This window comes from Bradyrhizobium sp. USDA 241 (assembly GCF_049739505.1).
GTDB classification, from domain to species: Bacteria; Pseudomonadota; Alphaproteobacteria; order Rhizobiales; family Xanthobacteraceae; genus Bradyrhizobium; species Bradyrhizobium liaoningense.
Genome location: NZ_JBMGPZ010000004.1, coordinates 698,132 through 712,950, shown reverse-complemented (window position 1 = coordinate 712,950; position 14,819 = coordinate 698,132). Strand labels below are relative to the sequence as shown.

The window sequence follows — 14,819 nt, the reverse complement described above, 5'->3', positions numbered from 1 at the left end:
GCGTCCTGCCCTTGCACCGGAACTGTCACCCGTGCGCGCGTGCACTGCGCTGGCGCAAAATTATGCAAGGAACGGGCCGAGTTGGGAACCCGGGCGAGCACGGAGAAACCGGGATTCGGTGCTAGATTACGAAAGATTCAGCCATCAGTGTGGAGGAGATCCCCGTGAGACTGCTGACGCGACTGCCGATCGAAATCGCCGCTGCGGCCCTGCTCGTCGCCAGCGCCTCCGGCGCGGCCTTTGCCGCCGGCAAATCCGGTCGCAGCGCCGACGGTCTCAGTTGCGGATTCACGGTCCCGCAGAATGCGTCGCCCGCAGCCCGCTGCGCCGCGATCAAGCGCCAATGCGGCGGCAAGTTCTACGCAAATGCGTGCGGCGACAAGCTGCTGTCCGCGGCGAATTGAGAGCCGTCGGAGGTCCAGCGGACTCAAGCCGCCTTCGTCTGCACCGTGTCGCAAAACTCCGCGAGACGACCCGCAAGCCGCAGCGTTGCCGGGCTCGCATCCGGCGAAGCCATCAGTGCGAGCTCGGTCTTGTTGATCGGCGCAAAGCCCTCCTTCGCTGTCAGCACGCGGTGCTCGGACTGGATCGACATCTCCGACAGGATGCTCAAGCCCATGCCGGCGGCGACGGCGGCCTGGATGCCGGCGAGATTCGATGAGGAATAGGCCATGTGCCAGGCGCGGCCGGCCGTTTCCAGCGCGTGGATGGCGCCGGCGCGATAGAGGCAGCCGAGGGGAAAGCCGATCAGCGGCACCGATGGCGCGTCGACGTCGATCGGATGGCTCTTGCTGGTGACCCAGTGCACCCGCTCGGGCCATACCGCGATCGCGTCCTTTCCGCCGGCCTCGCGCTTGTAGAGCGCAAGATCGAGCTCGCCGCGTTCGAGATCGCGGGCCAGGTGCTTGCTCTGGTCGGCGCGCACGTCGAGCCGCAGGCCCGGATGCGAGCGCGAGAACGCACCCAACAATTTGGGCAGCCGGTACGCCGCGAAATCCTCGGGGATGCCGAGCCGGATCGCGCCCTCGCTATCAGGCTGGCGCAGCACGTCTCGCGCCTCCTCGGCGAGCGAGAGCAATCGGCGCGCATAGGAGAGCAGCCGCTCGCCGGCCTCGGTCGGCCGCACGTCCTTGCCGTCGCGGTGCAGCAGCAACTGGCCGACATCCTCCTCCAGCCGCTTGATCTGCTGGCTCACGGTCGACTGCGTGCGGTGGACGCGGGCGCCGGCGCGGGTGAAGCCGCCGGCCTCGACCACCGAGACGAAGCTGCGCAGGAGCTCCAGATCAAGCATGGGCGGCCTCCATTCGAGATTCCACTGGCATTGAGTTAATCATTTAATTTCCAAATGACAAGCCGCCTCTCTAGATCGAGGGCTCTGGAGAATGCCCTCATGTCGCTCGCCACCTCGCTTCCCGCGCCCCGCAGCCGTTTCAACACATTGCCGTTCGCCATCGGCCTGTTCTGCCTGCTCTGGAGTTACGCCTTCATCGCCGGCAAGATCGGCGTCACCCATTGTCCGCCGCTGATCCTGCTCGCCGCGCGTTTCTCGCTCGCCGGCATCCTGATCCTGGGCGCGACGCTGATCCGCGGCGACGGCTGGTCGTTGTCCTGGCGCGACGCCGCCATCTTCGCCGTGCTCGGCATCGCCAACAACGCGCTCTATCTCGGCCTCGGCTATACCGGGCTGCAATCGGTCTCCGCAGGCCTCGGCGGCCTGATCGTCTCGGCCAATCCGGTGTTCACGGCGGCACTCGCCGCGATGCTGCTCGGCGAAGGCATGACCTGGCGCAAGGCGAGCGGCCTCCTGCTCGGCGTGATCGGCGTGACGGCGATCGTCTGGCACCGCCTGTCGGTCGGCACCGATTCCCTGCACGGCATCGTCTTCACGCTGGCCTCGCTGGCCTCGCTCGTGGCCGGCACCATCCTGTTCAAGCTGCTGGCGCCGAAGGGGTCGTTGTGGATCGGCAACGGCGTGCAGAACCTCGCCGCCGGCATCGTGCTCGCGCCTGTCGCGCTCACCTTCGCCGATATCCATGCGATCGACTATACGCCGGGCCTGATCGGCGCCTTCGCGTTCCTGGTGCTCGGCGGCTCGATCCTCGCCTATTGGCTCTGGTTTCATCTGCTCAAGGTGTGCGGCGCCACCGCCGCCAGCGCCTATCATTTCCTGATGCCGCCGCTCGGCATGCTGTTCGCGTTCCTCGTGCTCGGCGAGCACGTCGAGGCGCGGGACCTGCTCGGCATCATTCCGGTCGCGCTCGGGATCTATCTGGTGACGCGGCCGGCCAAGGCGGCGTCGTGAGGACGTCGCCACAATCTCAACTGTCATGCCCCGGCTTGACCGGGGCATCCAGTACGCCGCGGCGGTTGTAGTGAAGGCGAGCTATCCAACGAGCGTCTCTGGAATATTGGATCGCCCGGTCAAGCCGGGCGATGACGAGAGGAGAGAGTGGCGCCGCAAGTGTGTGCTAGTCCTTCCTGAACACGATCGACGCCATCCAGCCTGTCATCAGCGCCATCGCCACCGTGGCCAGACCGTACAGAAACCCGTTGTGCCGCGCCGTGGTCGCCACGAACTGCTCGAATCCGACCTTGACGATCTCGAACGCGGTCTCGGTCTTGCCGATGAATGCTCCGTTCGCAAACAGCTTGATCTCGATCTCATAGGTCCCGATCGGCACCTCCGCCGGCAGTGGAATGCCGGTGCGGAACAGCGTTGGTGTCAGGAACGTCACCGCGCTCGAATCCTCGCGATAGAGGCCGCGCTGGGTGCGCAGGCGAATGAAGGCCGAGCGGAACGCATCGTTCGGCACCACGTCGGCGTAATCGCCGCCGACCCGCTGCGTCAGCAGCACGTTGTTGAGCCCGATCTGCTGCCGCCGGGCGATCTCGGGCGAGGTGATCGCATCGAAGGGGCGATTGGCGAACAGCGCGAGATAGCTCGGCACCTGCAGGAACTGCCGGTAGTCGGTGTTGATCCAGATGCCGAAGGTGCGCTCCTTGCGCCGTGTCACCATGTCGGCGCGCGGGCCCCTCACGGTGACGACGAGATCGTAAGCCGTGCGGTCGGCGGGCGTCGTGGCGTCCCTCTCGACCGAGCCGAACAGCACCAGCTCCTCGCCGGAATAGTTCGGTGTCACCGTGACGCGGTGGTTGGAGACCGACACGATCAGCCGCTCGGCCCGCGCAGCGCCGCCGAGCAGCAGGACGAGAACGATTGCGAGAAGCGCGCGCGTCATCCGCTCACTCCCAGCTCGCGAATGGTGAAGAGATCCGAGGGCTGGATCACCAGCTCGATCGCAAAGCGGACGCCGACCGAGAGGATCAGCAGGCCGAGCAGCAACCGCAGCTGCTCGCCGCGGATCTTCTGGCCGGCGCGGGCGCCGAACTGCGCGCCGGTGACGCCGCCGACCATCAGGATCAGCGCCAGCACGGCGTCGACGAGGTGGTTGGTCACGGCGTGCAGCATGGTCGCGAACAGCATGGTGACGAGCGTCAGCACCATCGAGGTCCCGATCACGGTCGAGGTCGGCACCCTGAGCAGATAGATCATGATCGGAACCAGGATGAAGCCGCCGCCGATGCCCATGATGGCGCCGATGAAGCCGATCACGATGCCGACCACCACGACCGGAATCACCGAGAGATAGATCTTCGAGCGCTTGAACCGCATCTTCAGCGGCAGGCCGTGGATCCAGTTGTGCGTGCGTCGCGGCGGCAGCGCGCCGCGCCGGGTCCGCATCAACGCGCGCAGGCCCTCGGAGAACATCAGGCTGCCGACGGTGGTGAGCAGCACGACGTAGGAGAGGGCGATCATCAGGTCGAGCTGGCCGAGCGCGCGCAGCTGGGTGAAGGCCCACACGCCGAGCGTCGTTCCGGTGACGCCGCCGCAGAGCAGCACGCTCGCCAACGCCGGATCGATCGCGCGGCGCCGCCAATATGAGAGCGCGCCGGAAAAGGACGAGGCCGCGATGTGGCTCGCGACGGAAGCGACCGCCACCGCCGGCGTGATGCCGATGAAGATCAGCAGCGGCGTCATCAGGAAGCCGCCGCCGATTCCGAACATGCCCGAGACGAAGCCGACCGCGGCGCCCATGGCGAGCACCAGGAAGACGTTGACCGGCAGATCGGCGATCGGAAGGTAGAGCTGCATTGACCACGCACCGGCGAGACGGATCGACGAACGCGGAATGCTCGCGGAAAGGACGGAACGATTGCCGCGCCTTTCAATAGCGGAATTCGGAGCGGGGAGGGACCGGGAACTTCGAGCGTGGTGAATGATGACGAGGAGCCGTGAACAAGGCTCGATCGTTGCGATACGCGAGATGCGCTCCCTCCCCCGCCTGCGGGGGAGGGTTGGGGAGAGGGTGCCTCCGCAGTGAGACTCCCCAAGAGGAGAAATCCCTCACCCGGCGGTAAGCGCCGACCTCTCCCGCAAGCGGGAGAGGTGCACCGAGCCCGTGGCTCGCTTGGTCGGATCGAAAGCTATTCGCCTTTAATTCGCCGCCGAGGCCGAGCGCTTGGTCGCGACGGCCTTCGGCGCCGGCTTGGCGCTTGCCTGCGGCGCGGTGTCCCAGCCGCCGGCGGGCGCTGAGACGTTGACGGCATCATCCGGCTGCGGCTCGGCGCTGAAGGTCTGGATCGCGAGCTGGGCGGCCGCGAGCGATTGCGGGTCGAGGCGCTTGGCGACGTCGTCGCGCTTGCCGGCTGCGTCCGCATCGCCCTGCGCGGCCGCCAGGCTGAACCATTTGTAGGATTCGGCGAGGTTCTGCTCGACGCCGATGCCGCGGGCATAGAGGATGCCGAGGTTGAACTGGCTGTCGGCGACGCCGCGATCGGCCGCCTTGCGGAACCACTGCGCCGCGCTCTTGTAGTTGGCGCCGCGCCCACCGCCGTCGGCGTCGAGCACCGCGAGATTGTGCATCGCCTTGGCGTTGCCGCGCTCGGCGGCCTGGGTGTAGTAGCGGCGGGCGATGTCGGCGTCCTTCTTCACGCCAAGGCCCTTTTCGTAGAGCGTGCCGAGGCGGAAGATCGCGGGCACCACGCCGGCCTGCGCCGCGCGGTCGTACCACTTCGCCGCTTCGTCGTAGTTCGTGGCGACGCCCTTTCCTTCGGCAAAGCGCACGCCGATCTCGTAGGCCGCGGTTGCATCGCCCTTCATCGCGGCGGTGCGCAAGGCCGGGCCGCCGATGCCGTCAGGCAGTCTCTCGCTCGGCGGCACCTGGACGAGGCCGAGCTTGGCGCGGCTCGTGCCCGACAGCGCGCCGGTGACGTCGCTGGAGGCCGGAGGCGGCGGGGCCGCGGCAGGCGCCGGCGGGATCTCGACGGAGGCCGAGTTGCCCGGAATGGCGGCGGGGGCCGGCGCGGCATTGTTCTGGGATTGCCGTCCGATCGGCGTCGGCGACGTCATCGACGGCGTGATCTGCTCGGGCGTGGCGGGCTTGGTCTCGACCGGGGGCGGCGGGGCCATGGGCGCCGGCTGGCTGAACGTATCGTCCATGGCCTGCGGCGCCGGCGGCGGGCTGCCTTCGAGCAGGTTCATCGCCATCTTGAAGGTGCCGAGCACGATCACGACCACGCTCGCGCCGACCAGCAGCGAGCGGATCTTCGCGGTGATGGTCGAACCGCCGTCCTTGCCCTTGTCCTTGGACCGGTCAGCCCCTGCCTTGGCGGCTCGGCCGGTCTTTTCCGGCTGCGCGGCGGCGGCTTGCGCGGCGCGGCGTGCGGCCGCGATGAAGCTCGACGACGACACCGGCTCTTTCGGCGCGGTGGCAATTCCGCTGATCGCGCTCTCGGAGGCGGCGATGCGCTCCGACGGCGTGGCGAGGCGTCCGCCCGGCCGTGTGCCCGGCTCGAGCGGATGATCCGGTGGCAATTCCGGCGCGAGCGCGGCCCGCGCGGGCGCGGTGTGCGGCTCCAGGATTTCGCTGATCGCACGCGGCGGCAAGGGTGGTGCGACCTGCGGTGCCGCTGGCACCGGCGGCGGCGCAACCGGCGCGGCCGCGTGGAATTCCCGCGGCGCGGCGACGAAGGCGGCCTGCGTGCCCTGCGCGGCGGCGGGATTGGGCAGCTCGGGCTTCGGATCGTATTTCGGCTGCTGCGGTTGTGGCCGCGGCTCGCGCGCCATCGGCGCCGGCTCCATCGGAGCGGCCATCGGCATCGGCTGCGGCGCCGGCACGGTGCGCACCGCGCGCAGATCGCCCTCGATCATCGAGAGACGATCGACGACGTGGCCGAGCGCGCTGTGGACGGCTTCGAGCGAGTCCTGGGTGTGCCGGTTGGTCTCGGCCTGGCTGAAGCGGATGTCGGAGAGCTCGCGCTTGACGAGATCGACCATGCCGGAATCGGGAGGCGGTGCGGAGTTGCGGCTCTCGGCCAGCGCGGCATAGGTCGCCTGCTGCCGCTCGAGATGCCGCAGGATGTCGTGCAGCCCGTCCTCGACGCGGCTCAAATTGCCGTTGTGCGGATCGGAGGCGACTTCGATCCGTTCCAGCAGATAGGAGACGCGCTGTTCGAGATGCGCGAAGGTGGACGCGGAATCGCTGCCGACCTGCATGCGGTCGAAACGGTCCGACAGCGCGCGGATCGCGGCTTCGAGGTGCTCGGTGCTCTCGGATGGCTGAGGCCGTTCGCGGGTTTCGAGCGCGGCGGTGAGCGCGGCGATGCGCTGCTCCAGCACCGCGAAGCTGTCGCCGTGGCCGGAGGCGCGGGTGATCTGGTCGACCTTGGACGACAGCAGCTGCACGTCCTCGGAAAGCCGTGCCAGCGCTTCGTTGGAAGCGACGTTGGAGACGATGCCGCGCAGCGCCGAGATCGCGCCTTCGAGCTGCTGCACCGTCGAGGGATCGTCATTGGCGCGCAGGATCAGATCGAGCTTGGCGCCGAGATTGCGGATCGCCTCGTCGTAGCCGGTGAGTTGCTCGGCCGGCGTCAACGTGCGCAGCACCTGCTTGATGTCGGACAGCGCATGCTCGATGCCGGAGAGGACCTGGCCGTCGGTGCCGTTGGACCGGGTCTCGTCGATGCGACGGTGCAGCGAGCGGATCTCGTTTTCGATCGATTCGATCGCGCGCCGCGGCATCGCCTCGGTGATGGCGGCACGGATTTCGGCCAGCTCGCTGCGGAAGGCGTTGATCGCCTGCTCGGTATTGTCGGGACGCTGCAGTGACTCGATCTGGCTCGTGATCTTGAGCAGGTGGCGCTCGAGCGATGAAAAATCCGGTCCCGGCTGCGGTGGCGGCGGCGCGTAGGCAGGCGCCGGCGGCGCCATGGGCGGCGCGTAAGGAGCGGCGGGCGCAAGCGACGGCGCGGCACGCGGGGGCATTTGCCTGGGCGCAAAGCCGTCGAGCTCGCTCTGGCGCGCGGTGATCTCGGCGACCGCGACGTCGAACGAAGCCGGGCTCAGGGGTGGTGAGCTGCGATAGACCTGCGCGGCCGCGCGCTCGACCGCATCGGCCTGGCGCTGGCGCGCGTCGGCCGGGGCGGGGCGTGGGGCCTGCGGCTGCTGCGGTTGCCGCTGCGGGCGCGAGATTTGCGACAGGCGCGCATCGAGCCGCGAGATCGCATCGTTGAGCTGACGCGCGACGCCCTGCTCGCGCGAGACGTCTGGTCTTGAAGAGTCTTGGCGCGGGGCGGGCTTGGAAATCCGTTCGATCTGCTGGGTGATCGCATCGAGCCGCTGGTGGATGTCGGCGACTTCGCGGCTCTCCTGACTGGGTGCTTGGCTCGGCATGTGCTGCGGACGCTGGTCGTAGGCTGCGCGAAAGTTCGGCGGGGCCGTCTCGCCGAGCGTGGAGTTCAGCCAATCGTTGAGCGTCATGCCGGCTCTGCGCGCAGCAGCTTCGGCCCGCTCCCGGACGGATGGATCGATGCCGTCAACACTCCACGATACGCGCGAATTCATGACTCTGTCCGGTTCCGACTCCGGCGCCCCACCCGGCGCCTCCAGCCTCCCCACGCGCCCCGGTTGCAAAGACAATCGAATTTGGCGCGGGTCGTCTGCCTCGAAAACCGACTTTTTCCTGTTACGGTAAATAACGAGTTAAGGAATGCGGCGCGGGTGTCTTAAAGTTGGGCGGGCAGAATGGCGGCTCGCCCGACGGGCCCCATCAGGCCCGCCCGCGGTTCACGTCATTGGCGATCTGGGCCTTCAGCCAGGCCACGAAGCTGCGCGCCTTGCGGGCCATCGGCCGGCTCTTGGGCCAGGCCAGGTAATGGGCGGAGGGGCGTTCCAGCGGTGCGTTGAACAGGGGAACCAGGGTCCCGTCTTCGATCTCGTTCCGGAGCAGGAAGAGCTGGCCCATCGCGACGCCGACGCCTTCGGCGGCGGCTTGGTAGGTCAGGATCGAACTCTGGAAGCTCACGCTGCGATCGGTCAGCAGGTCCGGCCGTTTCACCGCCATCAGCCAATCCGGCCAGTCGGAGCGACGGTAATGTGAATGGAGCAGCTGGACCTTGCGCAGATCGTCGAGCTCGGCAAGGCGCGTCCGTTTCAGCAGCTTCGGGCTGCAGACCGGCTGGATGACGTCCCTGAACAGCAGTTCGGTCTCCGCGCCCGGCCATTTGCCCGAGCCGAACTGGACGGCGAGATCGACCTTATCGTTCTCGAAATCCACTGGCGCAACCACGTTGCTGATGTCCAGCCTGATGTTGGGGTAGCTGACATAGAAGGACGGCAGCCGCGGGATCAGCCATTTCGCCGCGAACGTCGTGTAGACCCTGATCTTCAGCGGCTGGGCCTTGCCGGTCGCGGTCAGGCCCGTGGTGGCCTGGGCGATGATCCGGAAGGCCGGCGCGATCTGCCGGTGAAACTCGTTTCCCTCCGATGTCAGCCGCAACCCGGCCTTGTCCCGTTCGAACAGCCGCACGCCGAGAAAGGCTTCGAGGATGGTGACTTGGCGGCTGACGGCCGGCTGCGTGACGCGGAGTTCCCGGGCCGCGCGCGTGAAGCTGAGATGGCGCGCCGCCACGTCGAAAACGTGCAACGGGTTGAGCGGAGGTATCATGCTAGATCATTACAAAATGTAATCTTATCATAACTTTTGCTCAGTTGTCTGTCAAAGCCCTGACTGGGAAGACGGCGTCGTCTCAGCGATGTGATGGCCGATGGATTTCGAACTGAACGAAGAGCAGCAGGCGTTCGCGGACTCGGTTCGCCGCTTTGCCGAAGCGAACCTGAAGGATGGATCGCTTGCACGCGCTCACGATCCGCGCTTTCCGCGCGACGTCGCGCAGATGCTCGGCAAGCAGGGTTTGATGGGCATCTCCTTCGATCCGAAGGATGGCGGGCAGGGCGGCACGCTTCTGGATTCCGTGATCGCGATCGAGCAGGTCGCGTCGGTGTGCCCGCGCAGCGCCGACGTCGTCCAGGCCGGCAATTTCGGGCCGATCCGCACCTTCGTGGAATACGCGACGCCGGAGCAGAAGCAGCGATGGCTGCCCGATCTCCTCGCCGGCAACATCTGCATCAGCCTCGGCATGAGCGAGCCAGAGGCCGGCTCCGCCGTGACCGAACTGAAGACGACGGCGACAGAGGATGGCGACGATTACGTCATCAATGGGAGCAAGGTGTTCGGCACCCACAGTCCGGATGCGGCGATCTATCTGGTCTACGTCCGCTTCGCGCCCGGTGTCTCCGGGATCGGGTCCGTCATCGTCGAGCGTGACACGCCCGGCTTCTCGATCGGCAAGCCGACCGCCTTCATGAGCGGCGAGGAGTGGAACCAGCTCTATTTCGAGAACTGCCGGATCCCGAAGCGGAACGTGCTGCTCGGCATCGGCGGCTTCAAGAAGCAGATCGCAGGCTTCAACGTGGAGCGGCTCGGCAACTCGGCCCGTTCGCTCGCGCTCGGCCGCTACGCGTTCAACCTGGCGCGCGAGCATGCCGCCGTGCGCAAGCAGTTCGGCCGCCATCTGTGCGAATTCCAGGGCTTGCAGTGGAAGTTTGCGGACATGGCGCTGAAGCTCGAATCCGCCCAGATGCTGCTCTATCGCGCGGCCAATGTCAGGGAAGAGCTGCCCTCGCCGTATCAGACCGCGATCGCCAAGCTGGCCTGCAACCAGGCCGGTTTCGAGGTGGCCAATGAGGCCGTGCAGATCATGGGCGGCCTCGGCTACAGCCAGGAGTCGCTCGCGGAATATTGCATGCGGCGCACGCGCGGCTGGATGATCGCCGGCGGCTCCACGGAAATCCTCAAGAACCGTATCGCGGAATCCGTCTTCGACCGCCGGTTCGATCAGCGCGGGCAGGCCGGACGTGGCGGCTGAGACGACCAGGCCCACTCTGGCAGAGGCGCTGTTCGCGCCGCGCAGCATCGCTTTGGTGGGCGCCTCCGACGACACCGCCAAGACCTCGTCGCGCCCGCTGCAATATCTGCGGCGCGCCGGCTATGACGGTGCGATCTATCCGATCAATCCGGGCCGCAAGACGGTGCTGGGCGAACCGGCGTGGCCGGCGCTGGCGGAGCTGCCCGGCGTTCCCGACCATGCCTTCATCCTGACCCCGACCGAAGATGCCGTGGACGCCGCCGCCGAATGTGCGCGCATCGGCGTCTCGGTCGCGACCATCCTGGCGTCCGGTTTTTCGGACGCCGACGAAGAGGGGCGCAAGCTGCTCGCACGCCTGAAAGCGCTGCGGGCCGCGAGCGGATTGCGGATTCTCGGGCCATCGAGCCTCGGCGCCATCAATCTGCACCGCCGGACGGTCATCACCGCCAATGCCGCGTTTGCTGAGCCGGATCTGCCGCGTGGCGGCACCTTTGTCGCGTCGCACAGTGGCAGTCTCCTGGGCGGTCTGGTGTCGCGCGGAAAAGCGCGCAATCTCGGTTTCGCCGGGCTCGTCTCGGTGGGCAACGAGATAGATCTCAGCCTGGGTGAGATCTGTGCGGCGACGCTCGATGACCCCGAGATCACCGGCTACATGCTGTTCCTCGAAAGCATCCGCCACGCCGATGACCTGCGGGCCTTCGCGCTCGGTGCCGCGGCCCGCGGCAAGCCGATCGTGGCCTACAAGCTCGGCCGGTCCGCGGTCGCGGCCGAGCTTGCGCTGTCGCACACCGGTGCGCTGGCCGGCGAGGACGACGTCGCGGCCGCGTTCCTCGCCGATTGCGGCATTGCCCGCATCTTCAATTTCGAAACCTTGCTCGAAGCGCTGCCGCTGGTGCGGCGCGTGTCGGCGCGGCGGCCGGGAGCGGGCGCTCCCCGCATCGGCGTCGTGACCACGACCGGCGGTGGCGCCGCCATGGTGGTCGACGAGCTGGCGATGCGCGGCATCGAGGTGGTCGCACCGAGTCCGGAAACCCACGCGCGGCTCGGCGCCGCCGGCGTCAAGGCGGGGCACGATCGCATCACCGATCTGACGCTGGCCGGCACCCGCTACGACGTGATGAAGGCGGCGCTCGACACATTGCTGGGCGCTCCGGAGTTCGACGCCATCATCGCGGTGATCGGCTCGTCTGCAAGATTTCAGCCGGATCTGGCCGTCAAGCCCGTCATCGACAGCGGTGCGCATTCCAAGCCGCTCGCCGCCTTCGTGGTCCCGGAGGCGCCGGACGCCCTCAACATGCTGGCTGCGGCCGGGGTGCCCGCGTTCCGCACGCCGGAGTCCTGTGCCGACGCCATGAGCGCCGCGCTGCTGCGCCGTCCGGCCGCAGCACCCGCTCCGTCGTCACGGCGCGTCGCGTCGCGCCCGACGCGGCAGCTCGACGAAAGCGAGGCCTATGCACTGCTGGCGAAGCTGGGCGTCTCCCATGCCCCGGCCGTCGCCATCCAGATCGACGCACAAGGGCCCTTCGATCTTCCGTTCGCATACCCCGTGGCCGTGAAAATCCTGTCTGCGGAGATCGCGCACAAGACCGAGATCGGCGGCGTGGTGCTGAACGTCGGCAGCGAGGCAGAGCTCAAGGCCGCGATGCGCCGCATTGCCGAGAACGCCAGGGCCAGGAGCCACGCGGCATCGCGGGTTCTCGTGCAGCCGATGACGGCGGGCCTTGGCGAGTTTCTGCTCGGCTATCGCGTCGATCCGGACGCCGGGCCGCTGGTGCTGCTCGCAGCAGGCGGCATCTATACCGAAATCTATCGCGATCGCAGCATCCGCCTCGCGCCGGTGGATCTCGACACCGCCCGCAGCATGATCGCCGACCTCGCCATCAGCCGCATCTTCCGGGGATATCGCAATCGGCCGCATGGCGATATGGAAGCCCTGGCACGGGCCATCGTGGCCCTGTCGCGACTGGCACGCGAGGAGAGCGTTCAGGTGGTCGATGCGGAGATCAATCCGCTGATCGTCAAGCCGGTGGGCGAGGGCGTCATCGCCGTCGACGCCCTGGTCGCGCTCGCGCGAAGGGAGGACACCTGATGGAAGAGCTCAAGGACAGGGTGAACGCGGACGCGAACCTGGTGCGGCGCGGCCGCTTTCTGTCGACGACGTTCCTGCTCGAGATCGGCGCCACGGCGTGGCTGATCACGATCGCCGATGGCCGGATCGCCGCCGTGGTGCGCGGCCCCTTCGTCATGCCTTCCTGGTCGTTCGCGCTGCGGGCCTCCGAGGAGGAATGGACGAAATTCTGGAGCGCGAAGCCGCAGCCCGGATCACACGATCTGATGGCGCTGATCAAGCGGCGCACCCTCAAGGCCGAAGGCAATCTGCAGGTCTTCATGGCCAACCTCCGCTACTTCAAGGAAGCGCTGGTCAAGATGCGCGCATCGGGAGTCGCAGCATGAGCCCGCGTTTCGAAGCCACGATCGGCCGCTATCTGCATCTCGATCTATTCGGCCGCAGCCACCGTCTCTACGTCGAAGAGGCCGGCCAGGGCATTCCGCTGCTGTGCCTCCACACGGCGGGCGCCGACGGCCGTCAGTACCGCGCCCTGATGAACGACGCGCGCGTGACCTCCAGATTCCGCGTCATCGCCTTCGACATGCCCTGGCACGGCAAATCGTCGCCGCCGGCCGGCTGGCACGACGAGGAGTACCAGCTCACCTCTACGCAATACACCGGGATGATCCTGAGCGTCGCCGATGCGCTCGAACTCGACAGGCCTGTCGTGATGGGCTGCTCGATCGGTGGCCGGATCGTGCTGCATCTGGCGCTCGACCATCCCGAACGCTTCCGCGCCATCATCGGCCTGCAGGCCGGCGCGCACGTCGATCCGTATTACGATCTCAACTTCCTGCATCGTCCGGACGTGCATGGCGGCGAGGTCTGCGCGGCCATCGTCTCGGGCCTCGTCGGGCCCGATGCGCCCGATGCCGAGCGCTGGGAAACGCTGTGGCACTACATGCAGGGCGGGCCCGGCGTGTTCAAGGGCGATCTGTATTTCTACAAGCTCGACGGCGACATTCGAGACCGCGTTGCGCAGATCGACACGTCGCGTTGTCCGCTGTTCCTGCTGTCGGGCGAATACGACTATTCGTGCACCCCCGAGGAAACGCTCGCGGTCGCCAACAGCATCAAGGGCAGCCACGTCACCATCATGAAGGGCCTCGGCCATTTCCCGATGAGCGAGGATCCGGAGAAGTTCCTCGGATATCTGCTGCCCGTTCTGAAAACCATCGATTGAACGGTTTCAAGAAGAGTATGGGAGGACGTTCGTGAAGAAGAAAGCGTTGGTTGCGGCTCTGGCGGCGCTGTCCGTCTTCGGATCCGCGCGGGCGGAGATCGCCAAGGGCACGGTGAAGATCGGCGTGCTCACCGACATGTCCGGTCCCTATGCCGACAATGTCGGCGCGGGATCGGTGCTGGCGGCCCAGATGGCGGTCGAGGATTTCGGCGGCAAGGCCGGCGGCACGCCGGTCGAGATCGTCTCGGCCGATCATCAGAACAAGGCCGATGTCGGTCTCGGTGTGGCGCGGCGCTGGTACGACACCGAAGGCGTCGATGCGATCACCGAGGTGGTCTCGTCGGGCGTCGCGCTGGCCGTGCAGCAACTGACCCGCGAAAAGGACAAGGTCTTCCTCGCCACCGGTCCCGGAACGCCTGACCTCACCGGCAAGGCCTGTTCGCCCAACGGGGTCCACTGGGCCTATGACAATTACGCGCTGGCGAATGTCGCCACCGCTCCGCTGGTGAAGAAAGGCCTCAAGAGCTGGTTCTTCCTGACCGCGGATTACAGCTTCGGCCAGGCGCTCGAGGCGGAAGCCTCCAAGGTGGTGCTCGCCAATGGCGGCACGGTGCTGGGTGCGGCGCGGGCGCCGCTCAACACGCCGGACTTCTCGTCCTTCCTGTTGCAGGCCCAGGCCTCGAAGTCGCAGGTGGTCGGCCTCGCCAATGCCGGCGCCGACATGATGAACTCGCTGAAGCAGGCCAACGAGTTCGGCCTGACCGCGGGCGGGCAGAGCATCGCGGCGCTGCTGGTCAACCTGCCAGATATCCACGGCCTCGGCCTTGCCAATGCCAAGGGGCTGATCTTCGCCGACAGTTTCTACTGGGATGCGAACGACAAGACGCGCGAATGGAGCAAGCGCTTCATGGCGCGCTTCAAGGGCAAGGCGCCCGGCAGCCTGCAGATCGCCGTGTACGGCGCGGTCACGCATTATCTCAAGGCGATCGAGGCGAAGAAGAGCGAGTCGGGCTCCGCTCTGGTCGCGGAGATGAAGAAGCTGCCCATCAACGACGTCTACACGACCAATGCCTCGATCCGGGAGGATGGCCGGGTGATCCGCGACATGTATCTGCTGCAGGTCAAGGATCCCTCGGAATCGAAATATCCCTGGGACTACTACAAGATCCTCGCCACGGTGCCCGGCGACCAGGCGTTCCGTCCGCTCAAGGACGGCAATTGCCCGCTGGTCGGCGCAGCCAAGTAGCAGCCGTCTGGCAA

At 67.0% G+C, this 14,819-nt stretch carries 12 protein-coding genes; 7 read left to right on the top strand and 5 right to left on the bottom strand.

Going from position 1 to position 14,819, the window contains the following annotated elements; genetic code table 11:
* Positions 1-164 precede the first annotated feature (164 nt).
* A complete protein-coding gene (locus tag ABIF91_RS13150; RefSeq protein WP_028178583.1) occupies positions 165-404 on the top strand; it encodes a hypothetical protein in 240 nt (79 codons plus the stop codon).
* A gap of 23 nt (positions 405-427) precedes the next feature.
* On the opposite strand, the gene ABIF91_RS13145 is transcribed toward ABIF91_RS13150, so the two are convergent.
* Positions 428-1,291: a LysR substrate-binding domain-containing protein gene (locus ABIF91_RS13145; RefSeq protein WP_028178584.1), complete on the bottom strand. Its 864-nt coding sequence runs from the start codon at positions 1,289-1,291 to the stop codon at positions 428-430.
* A gap of 99 nt (positions 1,292-1,390) precedes the next feature.
* Between ABIF91_RS13145 and ABIF91_RS13140 the strand changes: the two genes are divergently transcribed.
* Positions 1,391-2,302: a DMT family transporter gene (locus ABIF91_RS13140; protein WP_028178585.1), complete on the top strand. Its 912-nt coding sequence runs from the start codon at positions 1,391-1,393 to the stop codon at positions 2,300-2,302.
* 166 nt (positions 2,303-2,468) lie between these two features.
* On the opposite strand, the gene ABIF91_RS13135 is transcribed toward ABIF91_RS13140, so the two are convergent.
* From ABIF91_RS13135 to gcvA, 4 genes are all read right to left on the bottom strand, one after another.
* Positions 2,469-3,239, bottom strand: coding sequence for a TIGR02186 family protein (locus ABIF91_RS13135; RefSeq protein ID WP_028178586.1), 771 nt, complete (start codon positions 3,237-3,239; stop codon positions 2,469-2,471).
* Entirely contained in the window at positions 3,236-4,153 is a 918-nt protein-coding gene (locus ABIF91_RS13130) for a sulfite exporter TauE/SafE family protein (protein ID WP_028178587.1), read from the bottom strand. Before ABIF91_RS13130 ends, ABIF91_RS13135 begins: the two co-directional genes overlap by 4 nt.
* A 342-nt stretch (positions 4,154-4,495) precedes the next feature.
* Positions 4,496-7,903 carry a hypothetical protein gene (locus tag ABIF91_RS13125; protein WP_424579185.1) on the bottom strand — a complete coding sequence of 1,136 codons (3,408 nt, stop codon included), beginning with the start codon at positions 7,901-7,903 and terminating at the stop codon, positions 4,496-4,498.
* Positions 7,904-8,108: 205 nt separating this feature from the next.
* The gene (gene gcvA, locus ABIF91_RS13120; protein ID WP_028178589.1) at positions 8,109-9,005 is read right to left on the bottom strand and encodes a transcriptional regulator GcvA; all 897 of its coding nucleotides are present in this window, start codon (positions 9,003-9,005) and stop codon (positions 8,109-8,111) included.
* A gap of 100 nt (positions 9,006-9,105) precedes the next feature.
* Between gcvA and ABIF91_RS13115 the strand changes: the two genes are divergently transcribed.
* The 5 genes from ABIF91_RS13115 to ABIF91_RS13095 are packed head-to-tail and all read left to right on the top strand — an operon-like array spanning position 9,106 to position 14,805.
* Positions 9,106-10,266 carry an acyl-CoA dehydrogenase family protein gene (locus ABIF91_RS13115; protein WP_028178590.1) on the top strand — a complete coding sequence of 387 codons (1,161 nt, stop codon included), beginning with the start codon at positions 9,106-9,108 and terminating at the stop codon, positions 10,264-10,266.
* The gene (locus ABIF91_RS13110) at positions 10,256-12,355 is read left to right on the top strand and encodes an acetate--CoA ligase family protein (protein ID WP_028178591.1); all 2,100 of its coding nucleotides are present in this window, start codon (positions 10,256-10,258) and stop codon (positions 12,353-12,355) included. The genes ABIF91_RS13115 and ABIF91_RS13110 overlap by 11 nt, the downstream gene beginning before the upstream one ends.
* A complete protein-coding gene (locus tag ABIF91_RS13105) occupies positions 12,355-12,720 on the top strand; it encodes an SCP2 sterol-binding domain-containing protein (protein WP_050994949.1) in 366 nt (121 codons plus the stop codon). The genes ABIF91_RS13110 and ABIF91_RS13105 overlap by 1 nt, the downstream gene beginning before the upstream one ends.
* A complete protein-coding gene (locus ABIF91_RS13100; protein WP_028178593.1) occupies positions 12,717-13,559 on the top strand; it encodes an alpha/beta fold hydrolase in 843 nt (280 codons plus the stop codon). Before ABIF91_RS13105 ends, ABIF91_RS13100 begins: the two co-directional genes overlap by 4 nt.
* Before the next feature lie 31 nt (positions 13,560-13,590).
* Positions 13,591-14,805 carry an ABC transporter substrate-binding protein gene (locus ABIF91_RS13095; protein ID WP_028178594.1) on the top strand — a complete coding sequence of 405 codons (1,215 nt, stop codon included), beginning with the start codon at positions 13,591-13,593 and terminating at the stop codon, positions 14,803-14,805.
* Positions 14,806-14,819: the final 14 nt, after the last annotated feature.

Bases quoted from the DNA above. Each gene is read 5' to 3' on its own strand.
- ABIF91_RS13145 (WP_028178584.1), bottom strand. From the start codon at position 1,291: ATGCTTGATCTGGAGCTCCTGCGCAGCTTCGTCTCGGTGGTCGAGGCC.
- ABIF91_RS13140 (WP_028178585.1), top strand. From the start codon at position 1,391: ATGTCGCTCGCCACCTCGCTTCCCGCGCCCCGCAGCCGTTTCAACACA.
- ABIF91_RS13135 (WP_028178586.1), bottom strand. From the start codon at position 3,239: ATGACGCGCGCGCTTCTCGCAATCGTTCTCGTCCTGCTGCTCGGCGGC.
- ABIF91_RS13130 (WP_028178587.1), bottom strand. From the start codon at position 4,153: ATGCAGCTCTACCTTCCGATCGCCGATCTGCCGGTCAACGTCTTCCTG.
- ABIF91_RS13125 (WP_424579185.1), bottom strand. From the start codon at position 7,903: ATGAATTCGCGCGTATCGTGGAGTGTTGACGGCATCGATCCATCCGTC.
- gcvA (WP_028178589.1), bottom strand. From the start codon at position 9,005: ATGATACCTCCGCTCAACCCGTTGCACGTTTTCGACGTGGCGGCGCGC.
- ABIF91_RS13115 (WP_028178590.1), top strand. From the start codon at position 9,106: ATGGATTTCGAACTGAACGAAGAGCAGCAGGCGTTCGCGGACTCGGTT.
- ABIF91_RS13105 (WP_050994949.1), top strand. From the start codon at position 12,355: ATGGAAGAGCTCAAGGACAGGGTGAACGCGGACGCGAACCTGGTGCGG.
- ABIF91_RS13100 (WP_028178593.1), top strand. From the start codon at position 12,717: ATGAGCCCGCGTTTCGAAGCCACGATCGGCCGCTATCTGCATCTCGAT.